At 61.7% G+C, this 24835-nt stretch carries 27 protein-coding genes; 16 read left to right on the forward strand and 11 right to left on the reverse strand.

Going from position 1 to position 24835, the window contains the following annotated elements; genetic code table 11:
• Positions 1-341: 341 nt before the first annotated feature.
• From ACIOVD_RS16350 to ACIOVD_RS16370, 5 genes are all read right to left on the reverse strand, one after another.
• The gene (locus ACIOVD_RS16350) at positions 342-1679 is read right to left on the reverse strand and encodes a HAMP domain-containing sensor histidine kinase (protein ID WP_095170023.1); all 1338 of its coding nucleotides are present in this window, start codon (positions 1677-1679) and stop codon (positions 342-344) included.
• 67 nt (positions 1680-1746) lie between these two features.
• The gene (locus tag ACIOVD_RS16355) at positions 1747-2190 is read right to left on the reverse strand and encodes an LTXXQ domain protein (protein ID WP_159994342.1); all 444 of its coding nucleotides are present in this window, start codon (positions 2188-2190) and stop codon (positions 1747-1749) included.
• A 141-nt stretch (positions 2191-2331) separates the two neighbouring features.
• Positions 2332-3009 (reverse strand): response regulator transcription factor, encoded by a 678-nt coding sequence (locus tag ACIOVD_RS16360; protein WP_095170021.1) that lies wholly within the window; start codon positions 3007-3009, stop codon positions 2332-2334.
• A gap of 225 nt (positions 3010-3234) precedes the next feature.
• Positions 3235-3534 (reverse strand): YciI family protein, encoded by a 300-nt coding sequence (locus ACIOVD_RS16365; protein WP_095170020.1) that lies wholly within the window; start codon positions 3532-3534, stop codon positions 3235-3237.
• Position 3535: 1 nt separating this feature from the next.
• On the reverse strand, positions 3536-4132 hold the full coding sequence (locus tag ACIOVD_RS16370; RefSeq protein ID WP_095170019.1) for a septation protein A: 597 nt from the start codon (positions 4130-4132) through the stop codon (positions 3536-3538).
• Between the two features lie 86 nt (positions 4133-4218).
• Between ACIOVD_RS16370 and ACIOVD_RS16375 the strand changes: the two genes are divergently transcribed.
• From ACIOVD_RS16375 to arfB, 7 genes are all read left to right on the forward strand, one after another.
• Positions 4219-5082, forward strand: a complete 864-nt coding sequence (locus ACIOVD_RS16375; RefSeq protein WP_095170018.1) for a PHP domain-containing protein — start codon at positions 4219-4221, stop codon at positions 5080-5082.
• A 13-nt stretch (positions 5083-5095) separates the two neighbouring features.
• A complete protein-coding gene (locus ACIOVD_RS16380; protein ID WP_159994348.1) occupies positions 5096-5725 on the forward strand; it encodes an L-threonylcarbamoyladenylate synthase in 630 nt (209 codons plus the stop codon).
• A gap of 60 nt (positions 5726-5785) precedes the next feature.
• A complete protein-coding gene (locus ACIOVD_RS16385) occupies positions 5786-6544 on the forward strand; it encodes a ScpA family protein (RefSeq protein WP_174244613.1) in 759 nt (252 codons plus the stop codon).
• A 12-nt stretch (positions 6545-6556) separates the two neighbouring features.
• Positions 6557-7522: an SMC-Scp complex subunit ScpB gene (scpB, locus tag ACIOVD_RS16390; protein ID WP_320333892.1), complete on the forward strand. Its 966-nt coding sequence runs from the start codon at positions 6557-6559 to the stop codon at positions 7520-7522.
• Positions 7523-7690: 168 nt separating this feature from the next.
• A complete protein-coding gene (gene rluB / locus ACIOVD_RS16395) occupies positions 7691-8926 on the forward strand; it encodes a 23S rRNA pseudouridine(2605) synthase RluB (RefSeq protein WP_095170015.1) in 1236 nt (411 codons plus the stop codon).
• 766 nt (positions 8927-9692) lie between these two features.
• On the forward strand, positions 9693-11111 hold the full coding sequence (locus tag ACIOVD_RS16400; protein WP_095170014.1) for an amino acid permease: 1419 nt from the start codon (positions 9693-9695) through the stop codon (positions 11109-11111).
• A 383-nt stretch (positions 11112-11494) separates the two neighbouring features.
• Entirely contained in the window at positions 11495-11908 is a 414-nt protein-coding gene (gene arfB, locus ACIOVD_RS16405; protein WP_095170013.1) for an alternative ribosome rescue aminoacyl-tRNA hydrolase ArfB, read from the forward strand.
• Here arfB and ACIOVD_RS16410 read toward each other — a convergent pair.
• The 6 genes from ACIOVD_RS16410 to phhA all read right to left on the reverse strand — a co-directional run bounded on the left by ACIOVD_RS16410 (position 11905) and on the right by phhA (position 16214).
• Positions 11905-13095 (reverse strand): MFS transporter, encoded by a 1191-nt coding sequence (locus ACIOVD_RS16410; protein WP_401129088.1) that lies wholly within the window; start codon positions 13093-13095, stop codon positions 11905-11907. The genes arfB and ACIOVD_RS16410 overlap by 4 nt on opposite strands.
• Before the next feature lie 101 nt (positions 13096-13196).
• Positions 13197-13379, reverse strand: a complete 183-nt coding sequence (locus tag ACIOVD_RS16415; RefSeq protein ID WP_095170011.1) for a hypothetical protein — start codon at positions 13377-13379, stop codon at positions 13197-13199.
• Positions 13380-13452: 73 nt separating this feature from the next.
• Positions 13453-13584: a hypothetical protein gene (locus ACIOVD_RS16420; RefSeq protein WP_256585517.1), complete on the reverse strand. Its 132-nt coding sequence runs from the start codon at positions 13582-13584 to the stop codon at positions 13453-13455.
• Positions 13585-13800: 216 nt separating this feature from the next.
• Positions 13801-14997 (reverse strand): amino acid aminotransferase, encoded by a 1197-nt coding sequence (locus ACIOVD_RS16425; protein WP_401129091.1) that lies wholly within the window; start codon positions 14995-14997, stop codon positions 13801-13803.
• A complete protein-coding gene (locus tag ACIOVD_RS16430; protein WP_095080175.1) occupies positions 14997-15353 on the reverse strand; it encodes a 4a-hydroxytetrahydrobiopterin dehydratase in 357 nt (118 codons plus the stop codon). Before ACIOVD_RS16430 ends, ACIOVD_RS16425 begins: the two co-directional genes overlap by 1 nt.
• A 69-nt stretch (positions 15354-15422) precedes the next feature.
• A complete protein-coding gene (gene phhA, locus ACIOVD_RS16435; RefSeq protein WP_095170009.1) occupies positions 15423-16214 on the reverse strand; it encodes a phenylalanine 4-monooxygenase in 792 nt (263 codons plus the stop codon).
• A 278-nt stretch (positions 16215-16492) separates the two neighbouring features.
• On the opposite strand from phhA, the gene ACIOVD_RS16440 reads away from it, so the two are divergent.
• From ACIOVD_RS16440 to flgH, 9 genes are all read left to right on the forward strand, one after another.
• Complete coding sequence (locus ACIOVD_RS16440; protein ID WP_095170008.1) at positions 16493-18052, forward strand: sigma-54-dependent transcriptional regulator; 1560 nt, start codon at positions 16493-16495, stop codon at positions 18050-18052.
• A gap of 168 nt (positions 18053-18220) precedes the next feature.
• The gene (locus ACIOVD_RS16445) at positions 18221-18388 is read left to right on the forward strand and encodes a periplasmic nitrate reductase, NapE protein (protein ID WP_095170007.1); all 168 of its coding nucleotides are present in this window, start codon (positions 18221-18223) and stop codon (positions 18386-18388) included.
• Positions 18389-18428: 40 nt separating this feature from the next.
• Positions 18429-18695 carry a chaperone NapD gene (locus tag ACIOVD_RS16450; protein WP_159994364.1) on the forward strand — a complete coding sequence of 89 codons (267 nt, stop codon included), beginning with the start codon at positions 18429-18431 and terminating at the stop codon, positions 18693-18695.
• The gene (gene napA, locus ACIOVD_RS16455) at positions 18686-21190 is read left to right on the forward strand and encodes a nitrate reductase catalytic subunit NapA (RefSeq protein ID WP_401129094.1); all 2505 of its coding nucleotides are present in this window, start codon (positions 18686-18688) and stop codon (positions 21188-21190) included. Before ACIOVD_RS16450 ends, napA begins: the two co-directional genes overlap by 10 nt.
• 11 nt (positions 21191-21201) lie before the next feature.
• A complete protein-coding gene (locus ACIOVD_RS16460; RefSeq protein ID WP_401129096.1) occupies positions 21202-21693 on the forward strand; it encodes a nitrate reductase cytochrome c-type subunit in 492 nt (163 codons plus the stop codon).
• A gap of 9 nt (positions 21694-21702) precedes the next feature.
• Entirely contained in the window at positions 21703-22299 is a 597-nt protein-coding gene (locus ACIOVD_RS16465; protein ID WP_095170003.1) for a cytochrome c3 family protein, read from the forward strand.
• Positions 22300-22502: 203 nt separating this feature from the next.
• Positions 22503-23243, forward strand: coding sequence for a flagellar basal body rod protein FlgF (locus tag ACIOVD_RS16470; protein ID WP_095170002.1), 741 nt, complete (start codon positions 22503-22505; stop codon positions 23241-23243).
• Positions 23244-23288: 45 nt separating this feature from the next.
• The gene (gene flgG / locus ACIOVD_RS16475; RefSeq protein WP_027620992.1) at positions 23289-24074 is read left to right on the forward strand and encodes a flagellar basal-body rod protein FlgG; all 786 of its coding nucleotides are present in this window, start codon (positions 23289-23291) and stop codon (positions 24072-24074) included.
• A gap of 52 nt (positions 24075-24126) precedes the next feature.
• Entirely contained in the window at positions 24127-24822 is a 696-nt protein-coding gene (gene flgH / locus ACIOVD_RS16480) for a flagellar basal body L-ring protein FlgH (protein ID WP_095170001.1), read from the forward strand.
• The last annotated feature ends 13 nt before the right edge of the window (positions 24823-24835 follow it).

Here is a 24835-nt window from a genome sequence, read left to right on the forward strand (position 1 = left end):
GCACTGGGCCAGGGAGGGCCCATTGCGGCGGCCCCCCAAATCAATGTCGGAGTACGGGCATGCCGAGCCTAAGCGAGGCACCGAGTGGTGGGGTATGTAGCGTTTTGCTTACTTTTGCGCTGTTCAAAAGTGAGCCGCCGTCAGGCGGAACCATAGGAGGCCGTTACCGAAGAAATGGATATGTACTCGGTCTAATCCAACACCCCAGAGGCCCAGAGGTCACGACCCAAGCAGGTTCTCTCTCCACAGGTGCAACGTCGCACCACAGTTGTGTAGATACCTATGCCCATCGCTGGCGAGCCAAATGCGGGCGTCAGCTCCCCAAAAAGGCGGAGCCGGGCTCAGGTGCTGGCTCCCGGTTCCAGTGGCAACTCCAGGCTGGCGATGAATCCGCCTTCTGGGTGATTGGCCAGGGTCAGGCTGCCACCGTGACGCTCGGCGGCGCGGCGGGCGATGGCCAGGCCCAGGCCATGGCCGGGGGCAGTCTGGCCGGGCGCGCGGTAGAAGGGTTCACCCAACTGCGCCAGATGCTCGGCGTCGACCCCGGGACCGTGGTCGCGCACGCTGAGCACGATACGTTCACCCTGGTGCCGGGCCAGGACTTCGATCGGCCGTCCGCTCGGGTTGAAGCGCTGGGCGTTACGCAACAGATTGTCCAGAGCCCGCTCAATCATGGTCGGCCAGCCCTTGAGCTGCAGGCTTGGTTCGGCTTCGACCCGGATCTGCTGATCCGGCGCAGCGAGCTTGGCATCGCGCTGCACGCTGCCCAGCAGCAGGTTGAGGTCCACCGCCTCGGCGCTGGCGTTATCGGCATCGACCCGTGCCAAAACCAGGATTTCACTGATCAAGGCCTCCAGGCGGTCGCATTCGCGCGTCAGGCGCGGCCAGAGTTTTTCCCGCTCTTCAGGGCCGGCCCGTTCGGCCAGGGCCAGGGCAATGCGCAAGCGCGCCAGGGGCGAGCGCAGTTCGTGGGACACGTCGCGCAGCAATTGCCGCTGGCTGCCGATCAGGCTCTGCAAGCGTGCGCCCATGCGGTTGAAGTCATTGGCCAATACGCCGAACTCGTCGCGCCGGTTGGCCAGGCGCGCCAGGCTGTTCTGCTGGTACGTGGTCTGGCCCAGGTCATGCACCGCGCCGCGCAAGCGGCTCAGGGGGCGGGTGATGGACAGCGTCACCAGCAGGCTGAAGAGGGTCAGCACTACCAGCGCAATACCCAGCGCGCTCAAGGGCCAAAGCAGGCTTTCGCGATGCCAGCTATCGAGCTCCGGGTGGGGGATGCGGTAGATCAGCAGGTAGGTTTCACCGGTTTTTGGGCTGGTGTACTCGGCGGTCAGGCGCCGCCACGGCAGGTGCCGGTCGTTATTGTCGTTCTGCCGGGCCTCGAAGGCCGCCGCACGACGCGGAAAGGTACCGCGCACCACCGGGTCACCGCTTTCGTTGAGCACCTGGACGTCGATGTGATAACGCCGTTTACGTTTTTCCAGCAGTGTTTGTGCGGCGTCCTCGCCGTTTTCCTCGTACAGCTGGGTCCACTGCTGCGCCAGGGTATTGAGACCGGGATGTCGACTGAGAATCCAGGCGTCCTGGTTCAGCATGTGCCCAAGCAGTATCGATAGCCCTGCTACCAGGGCGATGGCCAGCCAGAAACTGGCGAGAATGCGCCAGAACAATGAACGCACGGGAAACCCTCAAACAAGGAAAGCCCAATGGCGGGGACCATTGGGCTGGGGGAGTAACGCTAGAGCATTATTGCGCTTTTTGCGGTTGTTGCGCTTTCCACGCCTGGAACTGTGCCCATTCGGCCTTGCGTTCGGCGCGCTTTTTCTGGATGGCGTCGAACTTCTGCTGCTGGTCAGGCTTGAGCAGCGCCCGGACCTCGGTTTCGGCTTTCTGGTGACGGGCGGCGATTTCGTCCTTCATGGCTTTCTGGTCGGCTGGCGACAGTTTTTCCAGGTATTTGTCGACCAGCTGCTTACGCTCGTGCATCTGCTCGCCCATGATCTTGCGGATCTGCTCGCGTTGTTCGCGGCTCAGGTCCAGCTGGCTGTAAGGGCCCTTGCCGTGATCGTGCATCTGAGCGCCGTGACGTGGGCTGTCCATCGGGCCCATCGGCCCCTGGCCTTCTGGCATGGCCATGGCAACGGTGGGCAGGGCGGCAGCGAACAGCACAGCGATAAGGGTCTTGCGCATGGTGTATCTCCTTGTCTCGTTCCCGGTGTGTTCCGGATGAGTGCAGATTACGCAGATCAAGGTCAGCGGCGGTCAGCGAAGCGTAAAGCTTGGGTAAAGACGGTCGCAGGGGCTCCTGACATTGGCCCCGGCCTACTGAACTCAGAGGCTGTAGTAATAACCGCGGCTGCGCAGGGCCACGATGCGCGGGCGGCCATCGGGGTGCGGGCCGATCTTCTTGCGCAGGTTGCTGACGTGCATGTCCAGGCTGCGGTCGTAGAGGGTCAGCTTGCGGCCGAGGGCGATCTGCGCCAGTTCCTGCTTGTCCAGCGGCTCGCCAGGCTGCTTGAGGAGGGCTTCGAGCAGGCGGCTTTCGGAGACGGTCAGGGTGTATTCCTGCTGGTCGATGCTGACCACGCCCCGCGCTGGGCTGAAGCACAGGTCGCCGAGTTCCACCTGGCTGGACACGGCCGTCGGGTGACTGCGGCGCAGTACGGCGCGCAGGCGGGCGGTCAATTCCCGGGGATCGCAGGGCTTGGCCAGGTAATCGTCGGCCCCCAGCTCCAGGCCGAGGATCCGGTCCAGCGGTTCGCCACGGGCCGAAAGCATCAGCACTGGCAGCTCGGGGTGGTCGTTGCGCAATTGCTTGAGCAGTTCCAGGCCGCTGCCGTCGGGTAGCATCACGTCCAGCACCACGGCCGCCGGCGCGGACTCGGCCAGGGCGCGGCGGGCGCTCAGTCCGTCGTGGCAGGCGCGCACGACAAAGCCTTCCTGGCTCAGCCAGCTACCGAGGAGCTCGCACAGCTCCTGGTCATCATCAATCAGTAACAGCTCGCTCATGACTTACTCAATTTAGCCATTGTCGATGTGGGGGGGGGCCATTCCTGGCAACGATATCGCAATGCAGGGCGGCGCGCGCGACTGGCATGCCACGACGAACCCGTGCGGCTGAGTGGTCAGCTGGACAGGGCGGGGTGAAAAACCTGAGGCGGGTGGGTTGAAACAAACATTGCGAGCACTATGGAGTGCGCGATGAACACAAGGTTCACCGCGCCGCCAGGCTTCTTAAGGCAGGACTTGCTTGAACGGCTTGACCAGGACGTTGGCGTAGATACCGGCGTCGATGTACGGGTCGGCATCGGCCCAGGCCTGGGCGGCTTCGAGGGAGGCGAATTCGGCGACGATCAGGCTGCCGGTGAAACCTGCGGCGCCTGGGTCATTGCTGTCCACTGCCGGGTGCGGACCGGCCAGGACCACGCGGCCTTCGGCCTTGAGTTGTTGCAGACGCTCAATGTGCGCAGGGCGGGCGGCCAGGCGAGCTTCCAGGGAGTTGGCGACGTCTGTGGCAATAATTGCGTAAAGCATGTCAGTCCTCGGTTTTTGGCGTAGTGGGATCGGCGTCGTGCAGGTGACGGGACAGGTAGATACCTTGCGCCACCAGGAACAGCAGGGTCATGCCCAGGCTGCCGAAGACCTTGAAGTCGACCCAGATGCTCTGGAAGGTAAACGCGACGAACAGGTTGGCGGCCCCGCAGAACAGGAAAAAGCCGATCCAGGCGATGTTCAGGCGGGTCCACACCGCATCCGGCAGGGTCAGTGCGTGGCCCATGATGCGCTTGATCAGCAATTGCTCGCCGATGAAGTGACTGCCGATAAACCCCAGGGCAAACAACCAGTTGACCACCGGTGCCTTCCACTTGAGGAAGGTTTCGCTGTGGAAGGCCAGGGTCAGGCTACCGAACACCAGGCAGGCGACGAGGGTCAGCCACTGGCTTTTTTCCAGTTTGCGCTGGGTGATGAACAAGGTGCCATAGACCACCAGGGAACTGACGATGAGCATCGCGGTGGCGCTGTAAATACCGCCTACAGTCAATGGATAGCCGGCAATGTCGACGACCCGGGGGTCGATTTTGAAGACGATGAAAAACAGCAGGAGCGGGATGAAGTCGATGAATTGTTTCACAGTGGCAGCCAGAAGCAGGATGTGGCGGCATAATAACAAACATATTGGGTCGCGATAGCGCCAGCTGATTTGAGGTTACACATCCTGTGAATGTTGATTTGCACTGCCATAGCACGGCCTCCGATGGCGCCCTGGCGCCTGCGGTACTGGTGGCGCGGGCGTTCGAGAAAGGCGTGCGAGTCCTGGCCCTGACCGACCACGATACCCTCGAAGGCCTCGACGAGGCCCGCGCTGCCGCACAGGCGCTGGGCATGCAGTTGGTCAACGGTGTCGAGTTGTCCTGCACCTGGGGGGGCGCCACCATCCACGTGCTGGGCTATGGCTTCGACGTCAATGCACCGGCGCTGGTCGAGGCCATCGCCCGGCTGCATGACGGGCGCTGGCTGCGCTCGGAAGAAATCAGCCGCAAGCTGGAGCTCAAGGGCATGCCCGGGGCGCTGGAAGGTGCGCGGGCGATCCAGCAGGAACTCGGCGACAGTGGCAATGCCCCGGCCCGCCCGCACTTCGCCGACTATCTGGTGCGCGCCGGCTACGTCAAGGACCGCGCCGAAGCGTTCCGCAAATGGCTGGGCGCGGGCAAGCTGGGGGATGTCAAGCAACACTGGCCGACCCTCGAGGAAACCGTCGCTACCCTGCGCGCCGCGGGTGCCTGGGTCAGTCTGGCCCATCCATGGCACTACGATTTCACCCGCAGTAAACGCCGGCGCCTGATTGGCGACTATATTCAAGCGGGTGGTCACGCTATCGAAGTGGTCAACGGGCACCAACCGGCCGAGCAGGTCGGCAGCCTGGCCATTCTGGCGCGTGAGTTCGGTCTGCTGGTCAGTGCCGGCAGTGATTTCCATGGCCCCGGAGGCTGGTCCGAGATCGGCGAGTACCGCCCGCTCCCGGAGGATCTGCCACCGCTTTGGTGTCGATTCAAACATGACCCAATTATTGCCGCCGTCTGAACAGGTAGAAAATGTGAGTCAATTTTTCCAGATTCATCCGGAAAACCCGCAAGCGCGCCTGATCAAACAGGCTGTCGAAATCATCCGCGCCGGCGGGGTGGTGATCTATCCCACCGACTCGTCCTACGCCATTGGCTGCCAGATCGGCGACAAGAACGCCGTGGAACGCGTGCGGCGCCTGCGCCAGCTGGACGACAAGCACAACTTTGCGCTGATCTGCAGCGACCTGTCGCAATTGGGGGTGTTCGCCAAGATCGACACCGGCACCTTCCGCATCCTCAAGGCGCACCTGCCAGGCCCGTACACCTTTATTCTCAACGCCACCCGCGAGGTGCCGCGCCTGTTGCTGCACCCGAAAAAACGCACCATCGGCCTGCGGGTGCCGAGTCATCCGATTGCCCTGGCCCTGCTCGAACAGCTGGGCGAGCCGTTGATGAGCGTGACCCTGATCATGCCCGGCGACACCGATCCCTTGAGCGATCCCTACGAAATGCGACAGTTGCTCGAGCATCAGGTCGACCTGATCATCGACGGTGGCTTTGGCGGCATCAAGGCCTCGACGGTGATCAACCTGGCCGATGGCGAGCCAGAAGTGATCCGCGTCGGCTGCGGCGACCCGGCCCCGTTTATGGCCGAGGCCTGAATGTCGGTGGTGGAAACCGTCGACAGCCAGGCGGGCGCGCAGCAGGAACTGCCATTTGCCATGGTCTATGGCCAGGCGGTCATGGAAATGCCGCAGGACCTGTACATTCCACCGGACGCCCTTGAGGTTTTTCTCGAGGCCTTCGAAGGTCCGCTCGACCTGTTGCTGTACCTGATCCGCAAACAGAACATCAACATCCTCGACATTCCGGTGGCGGAAATCACCCGGCAGTACATGGGCTACGTCGAGTTGATGCAGTCGGTGCGCCTGGAGCTGGCTGCCGAATACCTGGTGATGGCGGCCATGCTGGCCGAGATCAAATCGCGCATGCTGCTCCCGCGGTCGGCAGAGATCGAAGCGGAAGAAGACGACCCGCGCGCCGAACTGATCCGCCGCCTGCAGGAATACGAACGCTTCAAGGCAGCCGCCGAAGGCATCGATGGCCTGAGCCGGGTCGGTCGCGATGTGGTGGTGCCCAAGCTGGACGCCCCCGAGGCGCGGGCGCGCAAGCTGTTGCCGGAGGTCCGGCTCAGCGAGCTGTTGCTGTCCATGGCCGAAGTACTGCGCCGTGGCGACATGTTTGAAAGCCATCAGGTCAGCCGCGAGGCCCTGTCTACCCGCGAGCGTATGAGCGATGTGCTGGAGCGGCTCAAGGGTGGCGGTTTTGTGCCCTTTGTCGAGCTGTTCACCGCTGAAGAAGGACGCCTGGGTGTGGTCGTGACCTTTATGGCGATCCTCGAACTGGTCAAGGAATCCCTGGTCGAGCTGGTGCAGAATGAGCCCTTTGCGGCTATCCATGTGCGGGCGCGAGCCGAATAACGAGCAAAATCCATGAATCTGAGTGAACCCCGCGAGCTGGCGCCACTGCTTGAAGCCTTTCTGTTGGCCTCGGGAAAACCGCAATCGATGGAGCGCCTGTTCGAGCTCTTCGAAGAAGGCGAACGTCCGGAACCGCCGGTCTTCAAGAAGGCCCTGGCGATCCTGGGCAAGTCCTGCGAGGGCCGCGCCTTTGAGTTGAAGGAAGTCGCCTCGGGCTACCGCCTGCAAATTCGCGAAAAGTTCTCGCCCTGGGTCGGGCGCCTGTGGGAAGAGCGCCCGCAGCGCTACTCGCGGGCCATGCTGGAGACCATGGCGCTGATTGCCTATCGCCAGCCGATCACCCGTGGCGAGATCGAGGATGTGCGGGGCGTGGCGGTCAACAGCAACATCGTCAAGACCCTGCTGGAGCGCGAGTGGATCAGGATCGTCGGCTACCGCGAAGTTCCCGGGCGACCGGCGATGTTCGCCACCACCAAGGCCTTCCTCGACCATTTCAACCTGCAGAACCTCGACGATCTGCCGCCCCTGGCCGAGCTGCGTGAGCTGGAGCCCGAGCCGATGCTCGAGTTCGACGACGCCCCGGTTCCGCCCAGCCTGCAAGCGCTGGCCGACGCCAGTGCCGAGCCGGAAGAGCCGAAGGATGAAACCAGTTTCCATAGCCTGTTGCTGGAACTGGACTCGATGGAGGAGGGGATCAAGACCGACTTCGACGACCTGCTGCGCGATGGTGAGCCCGGTGAGCAGTCGGTGACGGACGAGGTAGCGCCTGAGGTCGAGGTCGAGTCTGAAGCCGAGCCAGAGCCTGAGCCGGAATCCGAACCCGATATCCTGGGTGTCGCCCAGGCTCGGGAAAAACTCCTGGCCGCGGTTGCCGCCCTGGAGTCGCCGCAGCCGCAGCCTGAACTGAGCGACGAGGAAGCCGAAGCCCTGGCGCTGGCCCAAGCCATCGAAGCCGAACGCCGTCAGTTCGACGACTGACACCGATCAGCGGAAAAAACCGATAGTCGACCGTTTATCAGCTAGTCTCTGATGCGCGAGCCGCGCCATGAGCGTATGATTCGCGACCCTTTGGCGATCCCTTCGCCAAACGACCCGCTTTTACGACTTCAGGCCACGCCTGAACAGACCACACCGGGAGGTGCCCAGATGAGTATCAACGACCAGAAAGACGACCAGGAAATCGGCCCAGCAGGCGAAAAACTGCAGAAAGTCCTCGCCCGTATCGGCGTCGGCTCGCGCCGTGACGTAGAAGCCTGGATCAGCCACGGCCGAATCAAGGTCAATGGCAAAGACGCCACGCTCGGTCAGCGTGTCGACATGCACGACGCCATCACCATCGATGGCAAGGTGATCAAGCGTGAAGAAGCGGCCGAATCGGTCCGCCGCGTGATCATGTACAACAAACCCGACGGCGAAATCTGCACCCGTGTCGATCCGGAAGGCCGTCCGACCGTGTTCGACAAGATGCCGCGTCCCAAAGAAGGGCGCTGGATCAACATCGGCCGCCTGGACATCAACACCACCGGTCTGCTGATGTTCACCACTGACGGTGAGCTGGCCAACCGCCTGATGCACCCTTCCTACGAAATGGACCGCGAATACGCGGTGCGTGTCCGTGGTGAAGTCGACGACGAGATGATCGAGCGCCTGAAGGCGGGCGTGGTCCTCGAAGACGGCCCGGCCAAGTTCACTGACATCAAGCAGGCGCCAGGTGGCGAAGGTTTCAACCACTGGTACCACTGCGTGGTGATGGAAGGTCGCAACCGCGAAGTACGTCGCCTGTGGGAATCCCAGGGCCTGGTGGTCAGCCGCCTGAAGCGTGTGCGTTTTGGTCCGGTGTTCCTCAACTCCGACCTGCCGATGGGCCGCTGGCGCGAAATGAGCCAGTACGAAGTCGACATTCTGAGTGCTGAAGTTGGCCTGACCCCAGTGGCCATGCCGCAGATGAACGCCAAGAGCAAAGACAAGCTCGATCGCATGCAGCGTAAATCGTCGCGTCCGATGGGCAAGACCGAGCGCGTGCGCACCTTGCGTCCAGCCGCCGGTGCCCCGGCTGCCGCTCCGCGTCCAGCACGTGAGCCGCATATCGAAGGCGAGCGTGCGAGCCGCAAGCCGGCAGGACGTCAGGACGGTGAGCGCGGTCCGCGTTCGCCACGTCCGGCCAACGGTCGCACAGAGCGCGGCGAAGGCCGTGGCGCTCCGGCAGGTCGTGGTACGCCAGTGGCAGACCGCCCGGCCGACACCAACCGCCCGGCCAAGCCTGCGCCGAAAAAGCGTCCAGGCATTGTCCTGGTCGACCGTGACGCGCCATCGGGCAAGCGTCGCGGCGCACCGGCCGGTTCCGGCCAGCGTCCTGGCTTTGGCCGTCGCAAGCCGGAGTGAGCTTGAAGCAGCGCTGAGCTTCAAGCGCTAAGCCGCACATGAAAACGCCAACCTTCGGGTTGGCGTTTTTTTTGCCCGCTTGAAACTGCTGTGCTGTGTGGGGGGAGGGTCCCAGCTGGAAAGTCGGCGTTACGGTGTGTAACGAAAATCTGACGAAAACCCCGGATTACCCCTTTGTAATCGTCGCGCTCGCAAAACTGTAAGGAAAATTTTCCGCAAGCGCTCATCACAACTGTCTTCCAAGGCTCTGGCCCGCTTGTTTCACGGGGCGTAGCGCGGTGTCATGCGCCCCATGCCTGTCGTGCAGGTGCATAACAAGAAGGAGGCGCAATGTACGCCGTGAGTCATCTTCATCTCTCTTCGTGGGGCGATTTTTCCGTCACCCCCGCCACGGACCCGCAAAGGTCTGAACCTATTTTTGCAGCCGCCCGCGACCTTCGAGGCGGACACAGGCAATCCCGGCCAACGACACGCTAAACCAGCGAGGTCTGGCAGCAGGGGGTTAGCGGTGTACAATGCGCCGCGTTTTACCTGTGACCCTCTGCGTAACCACGCAATTTCAAGGCTACCCGCCTTGTTCACTCCGCCGCGTCACGAGCGTGTCGGGTTCGATTTCGTCACAGATAAAAACAAACAGGTGACGCATGACCGTTGTAAATACGCTGAACTCCTGGTGCTTGCGCTGGGGTTTGATCGGCGCTGCCGGATCCTGATCCGCACGGCAACGTCTTAACGAATATCATCAAACCTTGCGTGAGACCCTTTCATGAGTGGACAAACCTCGCATTCAGGCGAGCTGAAACGCGGCCTGAAAAATCGCCATATTCAACTGATCGCCCTCGGTGGCGCGATTGGTACCGGATTGTTCCTGGGCTCTGCCGGCGTACTGAAGTCGGCCGGCCCATCGATGATCCTCGGCTACGCCATCTGCGGCTTCATCGCCTTCATGATCATGCGCCAGCTGGGCGAAATGATCGTCGAAGAGCCGGTGGCCGGCTCCTTCAGTCACTTCGCGCACAAATACTGGGGCGGCTTCGCCGGCTTCCTGTCGGGCTGGAACTGCTGGATCCTGTACATCCTGGTGGGCATGTCGGAGCTGACCGCGGTCGGTAAATACGTGCACTACTGGTGGCCGGAGATCCCGACCTGGGCCTCGGCGGCCGTCTTCTTCCTGATGATCAACGCGATCAACCTGGCCAACGTCAAAGTCTTTGGCGAGGCCGAGTTCTGGTTCGCGATCATCAAAGTGGTGGCGATTGTCGGCATGATTGCCCTGGGCAGCTACCTGCTGGTCAGCGGCACCGGCGGCCCGCAAGCCTCGGTGAGCAACCTGTGGGAACACGGTGGTTTCTTCCCTAACGGAGTCAGCGGCCTGGTGATGGCGATGGCGATCATCATGTTCTCCTTTGGCGGCCTGGAAATGCTCGGCTTCACCGCCGCAGAAGCCGACCAGCCAAAAACCGTGATCCCCAAGGCCATCAACCAGGTGATCTACCGGATCCTGATTTTCTACATCGGCGCCCTGGTGATCCTGCTGTCGTTGACTCCATGGGACAGCCTGCTGAGCACCCTGAACGCCTCGGGCGACTCCTACAGCGGTAGCCCGTTTGTCCAGGTGTTCTCGATGCTGGGCAGCAACACCGCCGCACACATCCTCAACTTCGTGGTCCTGACCGCGGCCTTGTCGGTGTACAACAGCGGTACCTACTGCAACAGCCGCATGTTGCTGGGCATGGCCGAGCAGGGCGATGCGCCCAAGGGCCTGGCCAAGATCGACAAACGCGGCGTGCCGGTGCGTTCGATCCTCGCTTCGGCCGCGGTGACCCTGGTGGCGGTGCTGCTCAACTATCTGATCCCGCAACATGCGCTGGAACTGCTGATGTCGCTGGTGGTTGCCACGCTGGTGATCAACTGGGCGATGATCAGCTTCTCGCACTTCAAGTTCCGCCAGCACATGAACCGCACCCGGCAGACGCCGCTGTTCAAGGCTTTGTGGTACCCGTACGGGAACTATGTGTGCCTGGCGTTCGTGGTGTTTATCCTCGGCATCATGTTGATGATCCCGGGCATTCAGATCTCGGTGTATGCGATTCCGGTGTGGATCCTGTTCATGTGGGTCTGCTATGGCATCAAGAACAAGCGCAGTGCGCAACGGGCTTTGAATGGGGTGCCTGCTGTTGATTAAGTAGGTGCTGATGTTGCAGCGAACCCGGCCTTGTGCCGGGTTTGTTGTTTTTAATGCGGGGGATTGTGTGTATATCCGTTTTTTGGGGTGTGCCTACTAATGGTTCCATTGATGTTGGCTGTGCCGATCCCTTTGAGCTGCAGGCTCGCTCCCACGGGGATTCAGGTTGTTCGCAGATTCGGCATACACCCACTGAACTTGTGGGAGCTGGCTTGCCAGCGATAGCGGTATGTCAGCCACCATTGATGTTGGCTGTGCTGCCCCATCGCGGGCAAGCCCGCTCCCACGGGAACCCATAGCGGCCCTGACCGCAGAAATGGATATGCCCCCAATCAAACCCAGCGATCGCGTATCCTGACCCCCCTGATTACGGACCGCTTTCCATGCTGGTGATTTCCAACAACGTGCATCTGCCGGATGCCGAGATCGAGTTGACTGCCATTCGGGCGCAAGGCGCCGGTGGGCAGAACGTCAACAAGGTCTCCAGTGCCGTGCACCTGCGCTTCGACATTCCGGCCTCGTCCTTGCCCGAGTTCTACAAGGAACGCCTGCTCGCGCTGCGCGACAGCCGGATCACCAGCGATGGCGTGATCATCATCAAGGCCCAGCAATACCGCACCCAGGAGCAGAATCGGGCGGATGCCCTGGAGCGATTGACTGAGTTGATCCTGGCCGCCACCAAGGTCGAAAAGAAGCGCCGCCCGACCAAGCCGACCCTCGGCTCGAAGAAACGTCGGCTGGAGTCCAAGACCAAGCGGGGCTCGATCAAGGCCGGGCGTGGCAAGGTGGATTTCTAGCGGTTTTCCCGCAGCCTCGGTGCCTGGCGGTATAGATAGACGCTCAGTGCCAGGCCGCTAAGGGCCGCGAGGGCGGCGAACAGGAAGATCGAGGCGAAGCCGAAGCCTGCGGCGATTGCGCCGGCCAAGGGGCCGGTAATGCCCAGGGACAAGTCGATGAACAGCGAATAGGCACCCACGGCTGCGCCACGGCTGGAAGCGGGTACCAGGTTGACCGCTTCCACGCCCAAGGCCGGGAACACCAGCGAAAAACCGAACCCGCTCAACGCTGCCCCGGCCAATGCCCAGTTTGCGTCCGGGGCCAGCCACAACAGCAGCAGGCCGAGGGTTTCCACCGACAGGCAGACAATCGCCACCCGAAACCCGCCCAGGCGGTTGATCAGGTTGCCGAACAGCAGGCGCGCGCCAATGAAGCTGGCGCCGAACAGGCTCAGGCACAGCACGGCGTTATCCCAGTGCTGGGTGGCGTAATACAGGGTAATGAAAGTGGCGATGGTGCCAAATCCGATGGACCCCAGCGCCAGCCCGCACCCGTGGGGCAGCACCCGTCCCAGAACATGCAGGAAGGGCAGGCGCTCGCCGGCGACGATCGGCGCAGCGGTTTTTGGCCAGGCCAGCAGCAGACCGACCAGCGCCAGTAAAATGATGCTGATGCCCATGCTCCATAGCCCGTACTGGCGCACCAGCAGGACGCCAAGCGGTGCACCCACCGCCAACGCGCCGTAGCTGGCGATGCCATTCCAGGAAATTACCTTGGCGGTGTTCGGCGCGCCGACTCGACCGATGCCCCAGCCGATCGAGCCCGATCCCACCAGGCTTTCCGCGCTGCCGAGGACCAGGCGGCCGATCAACAGGCTGATCAGGCTCACCATCGGCAGGCTCTGGGTCCACGCCGAGAGCAGCATGAATACCCCGCTCAGGCCGCAGCCGGCCAAGCCATACATCACCGCCAGCTTGCTGCCCTTGTTGTCGATGATGCGTCCGGCATAGGGGCGGCTGAGCAAGGTGGCGAGGTATTGCACGCTGATCACCAGGCCCGCGATGACCGCGCCAAATCCCAGGTCGCTGTGCACATAGCCGGGCAATACGGCCAGGGGGATGCCGATGTTCAGGTAGCCGATGAAGGTAAACAGGACGATGGAAACGACTTGCAGCGTGACCGCCATGGGGCGCTGGGGATCTGGCATGGGGAAAGTCCACGGGACAGCAGGATAGATAGGCTGCTTATGATACCGGTGGTTGGCGCAGTGCAGGGGGAGAATTTGCCGGGTTGGGCGGCGGTGCTCGATCAGGTTTTGCTGGGCGCGACCAATTGGGTGGTGACCAGGGCGGCGAGGGCGTTTTCCTGGCTGCCGAAACGGTCCAGGAGCAGGGCTTGCTTCTCGGGCGTCAGGCGGTTCCAGACGTCGATCATCTGTTGCGCGGCATCGATCAGCACGCTGGCCTGTGATTCGTCGAAGGTGTCGGTCATGGCGGGGGCTCGGGTTTCAGGCTGTGTGGAAAGCGCATCAGTCAGCGCTTTCCACACGGTCTGGGTAGTGCGCTTAGTCTTCGCTGTCGGCCTTGCGGCTACCAGTGGCTTCCTTTGGCTCGGGCTGTTGGGCACCGGCTTGTTGCGGGGTTGTCTGCTCAGTTTCGTGCAGGCTTGGGAAGGGGAGATTCGGAATCTCGTGCATGTTGCTTGCTCCTCGCAAAGTCTGTTTGTAAATCGCTGTGTAGAACCACGCTTTCAAAAAGCCTTGGCAGGATACAGCAGGAGAAATGACAAATAGACTTTTATCTCGGATTTCTGCGACAGATGGCCGCACTGTAGCGGCACAACCCCCGTAGCAGCAGCCTCGCAAGCTCGACAGCTGCTACGGGCTGCTACGGGCTGCTACACGCGGTAGCGTTTAGTCACGGCAGACGTCAGCGATCGCCTCGGCCAGCAGGTCCAGGCGCGTGGCGTCGATCCCGGCCACGTTGGCGCGTCCCGAACTGACCATGTACACGCTGTGTTGCTCGCGCAGTTTTTTCACCTGTTCTGGCGTCAAACCTGTGTAGGAAAACATCCCGCGCTGTACACCGATATGGGCGAAACGCTCGCGCAGACCGTGGGGTTCCAGCGCTTCCACCAGGCCCGAACGCAGTTGGGCGATACGCTGGCGCATGGCTTCCACTTCGTCGGCCCAGCGCTGTTTCAACTCTGGGTCGCCGAGGATGGTCGCTACCACGGCCGCGCCGTGATCCGGTGGCGTCGACCACAGGTTACGGGCGATGTGGGCCAGTTGGCTGCGTACATCGGTCAACTTCTCGGCATCCTTGGCACAGACAATCAGCGCCCCGGTGCGATCGCGGTACAGGCCGAAGTTCTTCGAGCAGGAACTGGTGATCAACAGCTCAGGCAGCTCCTCGGCGAACAAGCGCACGGCCCAGGCATCCTGCTCCAGGCCATCGCCAAAGCCCTGGTAGGCGAAGTCGATCAGCGGCAACAGTTCGCGGCTGCGCACCACGTCCAGCACCCGGCGCCAGTCATCCTGGGACAGGTCGAAACCGGTCGGGTTATGGCAGCAGGCGTGCAACAGCACCACATCACCCTTGGGGATCAGGTTCAGGGTGGCCAGCATGGCCTCGACATCCAGGCGGTTGTCACTGCCCACGTAAGGGTAGTGGCTGACCTTGAGGCCGGCGGTCGCGTAGATGGTTTCGTGGATCGGCCAGGTCGGGTTGCTCAGCCAGATGCCACGGCCAGGCAGGCAGTGCGCGATGAAGTCGGCACTCAGGCGCAAGGCCCCGGTGCCACCCGGAGTCTGGGTGGCACCGGCCCGCTGTTCGGCGATCAGCGCCGAGTCAACGCCCAGTACCAGCTCGTTGATCACCTTGCCGAACGCCGGGTCACCGTGACCACCGATGTAGGTCTTGGTGCCCTGGCCATCCACCAGGCGCTGTTCAGCGAGTTTCACTGACTGCGGGATCGGCGTCAGGCCCTGGGCGTCTTTATAGACACCCACGCCGAGGTCGAATTTGCGCGCATTGGGGTCCTGCGCATAGGCCTCCATCAGGCCGAGGATCGGGTCGCCGGGCACCCGGCCGATGGCGTCGAAAAACATTACTTGCGGCCCTCGGCGTCCTTGGCCACTTCGTCAGTGCGCGCGGCCATGATGAAGTCATTGCGGTGCAGGCCCTTGATCGAGTGGCTCCACCAGGTCACGGTGACTTTGCCCCACTCGGTGAGCAGGCCTGGATGGTGACCTTCGGCCTCGGAGATTTCACCCATGGTGTTGGTGAACGCCAGGGCGAACTTGAAGTTCTTGAACAGGAAAACTTTTTCCAGCTGCATGACGCCGTCGCGAACTTCGATGTTCCAGTCAGGGATCTGCTTGATCAATACCGGCAGTTCTTCGTCGCTGACTTGTGGGGCATCGGCGCGGCAGGCTTCGCAATGGGCTTGGTTGAGAGCGGTCATGGTGGTTTCCTGATTTCGATTCTTGTTAGACGTTACTATTTTTTGTGGGGCGCCGCGACTGCGGCGTCCTCAGGCCGCCTTGGGTTTTGGCGGAAATTTCGGCGCGTGCAGACCCAGCTGCATGCCCTGCTGGACCATGCCCATGATGTCCTCGTGGGCCAGGTCGAACAGGCGCTTGAGGTTGGGCAGGACAAAGTACAGGGGCTGCAGGATGTCGATGCGGTACGGCGTGCGCATCGCTTCCAGCGGATCGAAGGCCTGGTGCTCGGGCTCGCCGGACAGGCTGTACACGGTTTCCTTCGGCGAGGAGAGAATGCCGCCGCCGTAGATGCGCTGGCCTTCAGGGGTGTCGACCAGGCCGAACTCGATGGTCATCCAGTACAGGCGCGCCAGGTACACCCGCTCTTCCTTGGTCGCCTGCAAGCCAAGCTTGCCGTAGGTGTGGGTGAATTCGGCGAACCACGGGTTGGTCAGCAGTGGGCAGTGGCCGAAAATCTCGTGGAAAATGTCCGGCTCTTGCAGGTAATCCAGTTCTTCGCGGGTACGAATAAAGGTCGCGACAGGAAACTGCTTGCTGGCCAGTAATTCGAAAAAGGTCTGGAACGGAATCAGCGCCGGAACCCGGGCAACTTGCCAGCCGGTGGTTTCACCCAGGACCTTGTTGATTTCGTCGAGCTGGGGAATGCGGTCATGGGGCAGGCCGAGCTTGTCGATGCCTTCCATGTATTCCGGGCACGCACGACCCTCGAGCACTTTCAACTGGCGAGTGATCAGCGTGTTCCACACCGCGTGTTCTTCAGCGGTGTAGTGGATAAACCCTTGCGCATCGGGCTCGCGGGCCACGTATTGCGTCTGCTTCATGCTGCTCTCCTGCAAAGGGATACGTTCTTGTTATGTCTTGCTATGGACCTAGAGATACCCCGAAGCGTGCGACCGCGCAGCAGGGTGCTGGACGAACGGCTAGGAAAAATCGCCAATTTTCGTAAAGTTTTCGTTACGCAAAGCGGCCTGTGGCGTACCTATTGCGATTTCCCGGTTTGAAAAGCCCTGAAGCTGTCACATAATCTTGACGACTAACTTTGGGTGTCGGCAGAAAAATCCTCGCCACCCGCTGTCCATCTCCTAGTCCGGGCCTTTTTATGCGTATCAAAGTCCATTGCCAGAACCGCATCGGCATCCTGCGCGACATCCTCAACCTGCTGGTGGAGTACGGGATCAACGTCGCTCGCGGGGAGGTCGGCGGTGAGCACGGCAACGCGATCTACCTGCATTGCCCGAACCTGATCAACATCCAGTTCCAGGCGCTGCGGGCGAAATTCGAGGCGATTGCCGGGGTATTCGGGGTCAAGCGGGTAGGGTTGATGCCCAGCGAGCGCCGGCACATGGAACTCAATGCCTTGCTCGGGGCGCTGGAGTTCCCGGTGTTGTCGATCGACATGGGCGGCTCGATCGTCGCGGCCAACCGTGCAGCGGCGCAATTGCTCGGGGTGCGGGTCGACGAAGTGCCGGGGATCCCGCTGTCACGCTACGCCGAGGATTTCGACCTGCCGGAGCTGGTGCGCGCCAACAAGTCGCGGATCAACGGCCTGCGGGTCAAGGTCAAGGGCGACGTGTTCCTGGCCGACATCGCCCCCCTGCAGTCGGAACACGACGACAGCGAGGCCATGGCCGGCGCAGTGCTGACCCTGCACCGGGCCGACCGGGTTGGCGAGCGCATCTACAACGTGCGCAAGCAGGAGTTGCGCGGCTTTGACAGTATTTTCCAAAGCTCCAAGGTGATGGCGGCGGTGGTCCGGGAGGCACGACGCATGGCGCCCCTGGATGCGCCGCTGTTGATCGAGGGCGAGACCGGCACCGGCAAGGAACTGCTGGCGCGCGCCTGCCACCTGGCCAGCCCGCGCGGCCAGTCGCCGTTGATGGCGCTGAACTGCGCCGGGTTGCCGGAGTCGATGGCCGAGACCGAGTTGTTCGGCTACGGCCCCGGCGCGTTCGAAGGTGCGCGGGCCGAAGGTAAGCTCGGGCTGCTGGAATTGACGGCAGGCGGCACGCTGTTCCTCGATGGCGTCGGCGAAATGAGCCCGCGCTTGCAGGTGAAATTGCTGCGGTTCCTGCAAGACGGTTGCTTCCGCCGTGTCGGCAGCGATGAAGAGGTCTACCTCGATGTGCGGGTCATCTGTGCGACCCAGGTCGACCTCTCCGAGTTGTGTGCCAGCGGTGAGTTCCGCCAGGACCTGTACCACCGCTTGAATGTGCTGTCGCTGCACATCCCGCCGTTGCGCGAGTGCCTCGACGGCCTGACGCCGCTGGTCGAACACTTCCTCGACCAGGCCAGCCGGCAGATCGGCTGCCCCTTGCCGAAACTGGCGCCGGCGGCCATGGATCGGCTCAGTCACTACCACTGGCCGGGCAACGTCCGGCAGTTGGAGAACGTGCTGTTCCAGGCGGTGTCACTGTGCGAAGGCGGCACGGTCAAGGCCGAACACATTCGCCTGCCGGACTACGGCGTGCGCCAGCCGCTGGGGGATTTTTCCCTGGACGGCGGGCTGGATGAAATTGTCGGACGGTTTGAAAAGGCCGTGCTGGAACGCTTGTATTCAGAACACAGCAGCAGTCGATTGCTCGGTAAACGCCTGGGTGTTTCCCACACCACCATTGCCAACAAGTTGCGCGAGTATGAAATCGGCAAACTTGAGCGCTAACTAAGTCGCCCTTGAATGCGTGGGCCTTAGTTGGCGAATTGCTGCTTGGTTAATACTAATCATTATTGAATGAGGATTAATCCTGTTTGGCCTTTCGCTGATCTGAATCATGGAAAATTACAGGGCGGCCATCTAGGCTCAGTGCACTTTCTGGCAGGAGCCCTGGCCATGACGACGGTTGATGAGTCCGCTCTACGTGCGCGCAAGGAAAGGCGGCTGTTGCTGTTCCTGATCGTGTTTCTTTTTCCCCTGCTATCGGTGGTGATAGTCGGCGGCTACGGCTTTTTCGTCTGGTTCCTGCAAATGCTCCTCGGCCCTCCCGGGGCTCCACACTGATTGCCAGTCCAGGTGAGTTAACAGGCAGGGAGTGTTGGCCATGGAACAAAAACTACATATCGCCAGTTTGATCGTGCAGGCCCGTGTCGAGATGTTTGCCGCGGTGAAAGCCAATCTGCGCCTGCTCCAGGGTGTTGAACTGCACCAGGAAAGCCCCGAGGGCAAACTGGTGGTGGTCCTGGAAATGCACGGCGAACCGCAGATCCTCCAGCGCATCGAACAGATTGGCCGCCTGCCCGGCGTGCTCAACGCCTCCCTGGTTTACCACGAGATCCTCGATCCGAGCGGAGAACACCCATGCCCATGACCCGTCGTGAGTTCGTCAAGGCCCAGGCGGCCGGGATTGCTGCGGCGGCTGCCGGGCTGCCGGTGTTCACCTCGGCCAGCAACCTGATCACCGAGCAGGACATGGTCGCCCTGACCTGGAACAAGGCGCCGTGCCGGTTTTGCGGCACCGGTTGCAGCGTGATGGTGGCGACCAAGGACAACCGGGTGGTAGCGACCCACGGCGATGTCAAAGCCGAGGTCAATCGCGGCCTGAACTGCGTCAAGGGCTACTTCCTGTCCAAGATCATGTATGGCGTGGACCGCCTGACCCAACCGCTGTTGCGTATGACCAACGGGCAATACGACAAGCAGGGTGAGTTCCAGCCGGTGTCCTGGAAACAGGCGTTTGATGTGATGGAGTTGAAGTTCAAGGAAGCGCTGAAAAACAAAGGCGCAGACTCGATCGCCATGTTCGGCTCCGGACAATGGACGGTGTGGGAAGGCTACGCCGCCAACAAGTTGATGAAGGCCGGGTTTCGCAGTAACAACCTCGACCCCAATGCCCGGCATTGCATGGCCTCGGCGGTCATGGGGTTCATGCGCACCTTCGGTATCGATGAGCCCATGGGTTGCTATGACGACATCGAAGTCACCGACGCGTTTGTGTTGTGGGGCTCGAACATGGCGGAGATGCACCCGATTCTCTGGAGTCGGGTCACGGATCGTCGCTTGAGCCAACCCGATGTCAAAGTTGTGGTGCTGTCGACCTTCGAGCATCGCAGTTTTGAATTGGCCGATATCCCCATGGTGTTCAAACCGCAGACGGACTTGTTGATCCTCAACTACATCGCCAACTACATCATTGAAAGTGGCTCGGTGAACCAGGAGTTTGTCAGCCGGCACACGCGGTTTGCCAAGGGGGTCGACGACATCGGCTACGGCTTGCGCAGCGATCATCCGCTGGAACAACAGGCCAAGAATGCCGACAAGGCGAACACCTGGACCGACATCGACTTCGAGCAGTTTGCCGCCTTTGTCAAACCCTACACCCTGGAACGCACTGCCAAGGAGACCGGGGTTCCGGCCGAACGGCTCAAGGCGCTGGCGCAGTTGTATGCCGACCCGAAACGCAAGGTGGTGTCCTTCTGGACCATGGGTTTCAACCAACACACACGCGGGGTGTGGGCCAACAACCTGATCTACAACATCCATTTGCTGACCGGCAAGATCAGCGAGCCGGGCAATAGTCCGTTCTCCCTGACCGGCCAGCCTTCGGCCTGTGGCACCGCGCGGGAAGTGGGGACCTTTTCCCACCGCCTGCCGGCAGACATGCTGGTCACCAATCCGGCACACCGCGCCACCGCCGAGAAGATCTGGAAACTGCCGGCCGGCACCATCAATCCCAAGGTCGGTTTCCATGCGGTGCAGCAGAGCCGCATGCTCAAGGACAGCGTGGTCAACGTGTACTGGACCATGGCCAGCAACAACATGCAGGCCGGGCCCAACATCATGCAGGAAGTCTTGCCGGGCTGGCGTAACCCGCAGAATTTCGTGATCGTTTCCGACGTGTACCCCACGGTGTCCGCGCAAGCCGCCGACCTGATCCTGCCTACGGCCATGTGGGTGGAAAAGGAGGGGGCCTATGGCAATGCCGAGCGGCGTACCCAGTTCTGGCATCAACTGGTATCCGCCCCGGGGGATGCCAAGTCCGATCTCTGGCAGTTGGTGGAATTCTCCAAGCGTTTCACCACCGATGAAGTCTGGTCCGCGCAGTTGCTGGACAGTGCCCCGCAGTACAAAGGCAAGACCCTGTACGAGGTGCTGTTCAAAAATGGCAACGTCGATCAGTTCCCGATCGAGCAGATGGAGCCGGGCTTTGAAAATGACGAAGCCAAGGACTTTGGGTTCTACCTGCAAAAAGGCCTGTTCGAAGAGTACGCCCAGTTCGGCCGGGGCCACGGTCATGACCTGGCGCCGTTCGATCGGTATCACACCGAACGCGGCCTGCGCTGGCCGGTGGTGGACGGCAAGGAAACCCGCTGGCGTTTCCGCGAAGGCCATGATCCCTACGTGGAGAAGGGCAGTGGCGTGCAGTTCTATGGCTACCCCGACAAGAAAGCGATCATCTTCGCGCTGCCCTACGAGCCGCCGGCGGAATCCCCTGACCAGGAGTTCCCGTTCTGGCTGAGCACCGGGCGGGTGCTTGAGCACTGGCACACCGGGACCATGACCCAGCGCGTTGAAGAACTCTACAAGGCGGTACCCGATGCCCTGGTGTACATGCACCCGGCCGATGCCAAGGCGCTCAATGCCAGGCGCGGCAGTGAGGTCAAGGTGATCAGCCGGCGCGGGGAAATGCGCGCGCGTATCGAAACCCGTGGGCGCAACAAACCGCCCCAGGGGCTGGTGTTCGTGCCGTTCTTCGACGCCAACCGGTTGATCAACAAGGTCACCCTCGATGCGACGGACCCGATCTCGAAGCAGACAGACTATAAAAAGTGCGCGGTCAGGATCGAGCTGATCACGACTGCCTGAGGAGAGCTTTGATGAATGCTCGTACGCTGTCCTTGCTGCTTGCATTGCTGCTTGGCGTGCCCGCGGTCTTTGCCGCGGAGCCTGGGTATCCGCTGGATGCGCCCGCCCCCGATGGCAGGCGCGCCGGCGGTACCCTGACCCAGGAACTGCCGGCGCCGCCAATCGCCGAGGAGGAGAACAAGGACCTCAAGCGCGAGCGCAATTATCCCGAGCAGCCGCCAACCATTCCCCACAGCATCCGCGGTTATCACATCGACAAGAACAGCAACAAATGCCTGTCCTGCCACAGTCGGGCCAACAGCGCACTGACCCAGGCACCGATGATCAGCATCACCCACTACATGGACCGAGACGGCCAGGCACTGGCTGCCGTTTCACCGCGGCGCTACTTCTGCAATCAGTGCCACGTACCGCAGCGAGACGTGAAGCCGTTGGTCAACAACGACTTCAAGAATATTGACCAGGTGCTGCAAGACGAAATCAACCGCAAGCAGAAACCCTGAGGAGTGGTCATGAAGTCATTGTGGGTAGTGTTCAAAGACTACTGGCAGATCTTGCGTCGCCCCAGTGTCCACTACAGCCTGGGTTTCCTGACGCTCGGCGGGTTTATTGCCGGGGTGATTTTCTGGGGTGGATTCAACACCGCGCTGGAAGCGACCAATACCGAGAAGTTCTGCATCTCCTGCCACGAAATGCGCGACAACGTGTTTGTCGAGCTGCAGGAAACCATCCACTACACCAACCGCTCGGGGGTGCGCGCAACCTGTCCCGATTGCCACGTACCGCATGAGTGGACCCACAAGATCGCGCGCAAGATGCAGGCGTCCAAAGAGGTCTGGGGCAAGGTGTTCGGCACCATCAATACCCGCGAGAAGTTTCTCGGTATGCGCCGTGAACTGGCGGAGCACGAGTGGGCCCGGCTCAAGGCCAACGACTCTCGCGAGTGCCGTAATTGTCACAACTTCGAGTTCATGGATTTCACCCGACAGGGCAAGCGCGCCGCCAACATGCACTCGACTTCCCTGGCCAACGGCGAGGCGACCTGCATCGACTGCCACAAAGGCATCGCCCACAAGCTGCCCGACATGAGCGGCGTCAAGGGTTGGTAGCCCTCCTGTCCGGCGCATTGCCGTAAAGCGGCATAAGCGCGCCGGTTTTTCGTCTCTGCCGTTCGCCATCCCTCTCCTCTGAATTGTCCCAAGTCCTGTGTTTAAAGGACCTGGGGCCATTGCGCGCAAGTTGGTCTGCAAATTGCTAAAGCCTTGCCAGTACAGCAGTGGGCGGCAAACGTCCGGCATGCAGAGGAAAGACTGTGGACAAGTACCTTTATGTGGCCATGACCGGCGCCAGCCAGAACGCGCTGGCGCAAAAGGCCCATGCCAACAACCTGGCCAACATCTCCACCAACGGTTTCCAGAAAGACCTGGAGCAGGCGCGGTCGATGCCGGTGTTTGGCGACAGCTTTCCGGCGCGGGCCTTTGCCCTGTCCGAACGTCCGGCCACCGACTTCAGTCCGGGCTCGCTGGTGGAAACCGGGCGTGACCTCGACGTGGCGGTCAGCGGCAACGGCTGGATTGCCGTGCAGAACCCCGACGGCAAGGAAAGTTACGTGCGCACCGGCAGCCTGAATGTCGACGCCCTGGGTGTGCTGCGTGCCGGCAATGGCATGCCGGTGATGGGCAATGGCGGGCCGATTGCCGTGCCGCCCGAGCAGAAGATCGAAGTCGGCCAGGACGGCACCATCAGTATCCGCGCCATGGGTGAAGGCCCGCGTGTGATGGCGGAAGTCGACCGCATCAAGCTGGTCAACCCGGACCTGAAGAACATGACCAAGGGCCTCGACGGCTCGATCCACACCAAGGACGGCCAGCCCGCACCGGCCGATGCCAACGTGCAACTGGTGTCGGGTTTCCTCGAGTCGAGCAACGTCAACGCGGTGGAAGAAATGACCTCGGTGCTGGCCCTGGCCAAGCAGTTCGAGCTGCACGTCAAGATGATGAACACCGCCAAAGAAGACGACCAGGCCATGGCTCGGGTCTTGCAGATCAGCTAATTATCAGAACGTCGCGCCGTAAAACAGGCGCACGAGGAGAATCGAATGCTTCCGGCTCTATGGGTTGCCAAAACAGGCCTGTCCGCCCAGGACACCAACCTGACGACCATTTCCAACAACCTGGCCAACGTCTCGACCACGGGTTTCAAGCGTGACCGTGCCGAGTTCCAGGACCTGCTCTACCAGATCAAGCGCCAGCCGGGTGCCCAGTCGACCCAGGACAGCGAACTGCCGTCGGGCCTGCAACTGGGTACCGGTGTGCGCATCGTCGGCACCCAGAAAAACTTCACCGCCGGCAGCCTGCAAACCACCGAGCAGCCGCTGGACATGGCCATCGACGGTCGTGGCTTTTTCCAGGTCCTGCAGCCGGACGGGACTACGTCCTACACCCGTGACGGGACCTTTCACCTGGACTCCAACGGCCAGATCGTGACCGCCAGTGGTTATGCCCTGGAGCCGGCCATTGTCATCCCCGCCGAAGCCCAGACCTTCACCGTGGGCCGCGATGGCACCGTGTCGATCACCATTGCCGGCAACCCGGCCGCCCAGGTGATCGGTAACCTGCAAACCGCCGACTTCATCAACCCGGCCGGCCTGCAAGCCACCGGCAACAACCTGTTCCTGGAAACTGCCGCCAGCGGTGCGCCACAGATCGGCACCCCAGGCCTGAACGGTTTTGGTACCACCCTGCAAAGCACCCTGGAAACCTCCAACGTCAGCACCGTGGAAGAAATGGTCAACATGATCACCACGCAACGTGCCTACGAGATGAACTCGAAAGTCATCTCCACCGCCGACCAGATGCTCTCGTTCGTCACGCAGAATCTGTAATCAAGTCTATGGGGCGGCCTGAGGCCGCCTGCAACACCGTGAGGTTAGGGTCATGAATCGCTTTGTATCTGTTCTCGCATTGAGTGGGATCGCCGTGCTCGCGGGCTGCGTCGGGCCGACGCCAAAACCCAATGACCCTTACTACGCCCCGGTGTTGCCACGCACGCCCTTGCCGGCGGCAGCCAACAACGGTTCGATCTACCAGGCCGGTTTCGAGCAGAACCTGTACAGCGACCGCAAGGCGTTCCGGGTCGGTGACATCATCACCATCACCCTCAACGAAAAAACCCAGGCCAGCAAAAACGCCAACTCGCAAGTGGGCAAGACCAGCAAGGCCAACATCGGCCTGACCTCGTTGTTCGGCGCGGTGCCCAACACCAATAACCCGTTCGGCAGTGGCGACCTGAGCCTGGATGCCGGCTACAGCGGTGACCGCGCGACCAAGGGCGACAGCAAGGCCGGGCAGGGCAACAGCCTGACCGGCTCGATCACGGTGACCGTGGCCGACGTGTTGCCCAACGGCATCATCGCCGTGCGCGGCGAGAAGTGGATGACCCTCAACACGGGTGACGAATTGGTGCGCATTGCCGGCCTGGTGCGCGCCGACGACATATCCACCGACAACACCGTGTCTTCGACCCGGGTCGCCGACGCGCGCATTACCTACTCGGGCACCGGCTCGTTTGCCGATGCGAGTCAGCCAGGCTGGTTCGACCGTTTTTTCCTAAGCCCGCTGTTCCCTTTCTAGGTGATGACTCTCT

Origin of the sequence: Pseudomonas sp. NPDC087626 (assembly GCF_044743405.1) — a bacterium.
In the GTDB taxonomy this organism is placed as follows: Bacteria; Pseudomonadota; Gammaproteobacteria; order Pseudomonadales; family Pseudomonadaceae; genus Aquipseudomonas.

Excerpts from the sequence above, each read along its gene's own strand:
- ACIOVD_RS16410 (WP_401129088.1), bottom strand. The coding sequence starts at position 13,095 with ATGCCAGATCCCCAGCGCCCCATGGCGGTCACGCTGCAAGTCGTTTCC.
- ACIOVD_RS16415 (WP_095170011.1), bottom strand. The coding sequence starts at position 13,379 with ATGACCGACACCTTCGACGAATCACAGGCCAGCGTGCTGATCGATGCC.
- ACIOVD_RS16360 (WP_095170021.1), bottom strand. The coding sequence starts at position 3,009 with ATGAGCGAGCTGTTACTGATTGATGATGACCAGGAGCTGTGCGAGCTC.
- flgG (WP_027620992.1), top strand. The coding sequence starts at position 23,289 with ATGCTTCCGGCTCTATGGGTTGCCAAAACAGGCCTGTCCGCCCAGGAC.
- ACIOVD_RS16450 (WP_159994364.1), top strand. The coding sequence starts at position 18,429 with ATGGAACAAAAACTACATATCGCCAGTTTGATCGTGCAGGCCCGTGTC.
- arfB (WP_095170013.1), top strand. The coding sequence starts at position 11,495 with ATGCTGGTGATTTCCAACAACGTGCATCTGCCGGATGCCGAGATCGAG.
- ACIOVD_RS16430 (WP_095080175.1), bottom strand. The coding sequence starts at position 15,353 with ATGACCGCTCTCAACCAAGCCCATTGCGAAGCCTGCCGCGCCGATGCC.
- rluB (WP_095170015.1), top strand. The coding sequence starts at position 7,691 with ATGAGTATCAACGACCAGAAAGACGACCAGGAAATCGGCCCAGCAGGC.
- scpB (WP_320333892.1), top strand. The coding sequence starts at position 6,557 with ATGAATCTGAGTGAACCCCGCGAGCTGGCGCCACTGCTTGAAGCCTTT.
- ACIOVD_RS16385 (WP_174244613.1), top strand. The coding sequence starts at position 5,786 with ATGGTCTATGGCCAGGCGGTCATGGAAATGCCGCAGGACCTGTACATT.
- ACIOVD_RS16400 (WP_095170014.1), top strand. The coding sequence starts at position 9,693 with ATGAGTGGACAAACCTCGCATTCAGGCGAGCTGAAACGCGGCCTGAAA.
- ACIOVD_RS16460 (WP_401129096.1), top strand. The coding sequence starts at position 21,202 with ATGAATGCTCGTACGCTGTCCTTGCTGCTTGCATTGCTGCTTGGCGTG.
- ACIOVD_RS16355 (WP_159994342.1), bottom strand. The coding sequence starts at position 2,190 with ATGCGCAAGACCCTTATCGCTGTGCTGTTCGCTGCCGCCCTGCCCACC.
- ACIOVD_RS16465 (WP_095170003.1), top strand. The coding sequence starts at position 21,703 with ATGAAGTCATTGTGGGTAGTGTTCAAAGACTACTGGCAGATCTTGCGT.
- flgH (WP_095170001.1), top strand. The coding sequence starts at position 24,127 with ATGAATCGCTTTGTATCTGTTCTCGCATTGAGTGGGATCGCCGTGCTC.
- ACIOVD_RS16425 (WP_401129091.1), bottom strand. The coding sequence starts at position 14,997 with ATGTTTTTCGACGCCATCGGCCGGGTGCCCGGCGACCCGATCCTCGGC.
- ACIOVD_RS16420 (WP_256585517.1), bottom strand. The coding sequence starts at position 13,584 with ATGCACGAGATTCCGAATCTCCCCTTCCCAAGCCTGCACGAAACTGAG.
- ACIOVD_RS16365 (WP_095170020.1), bottom strand. The coding sequence starts at position 3,534 with ATGCTTTACGCAATTATTGCCACAGACGTCGCCAACTCCCTGGAAGCT.
- phhA (WP_095170009.1), bottom strand. The coding sequence starts at position 16,214 with ATGAAGCAGACGCAATACGTGGCCCGCGAGCCCGATGCGCAAGGGTTT.
- ACIOVD_RS16445 (WP_095170007.1), top strand. The coding sequence starts at position 18,221 with ATGACGACGGTTGATGAGTCCGCTCTACGTGCGCGCAAGGAAAGGCGG.
- ACIOVD_RS16440 (WP_095170008.1), top strand. The coding sequence starts at position 16,493 with ATGCGTATCAAAGTCCATTGCCAGAACCGCATCGGCATCCTGCGCGAC.
- napA (WP_401129094.1), top strand. The coding sequence starts at position 18,686 with ATGCCCATGACCCGTCGTGAGTTCGTCAAGGCCCAGGCGGCCGGGATT.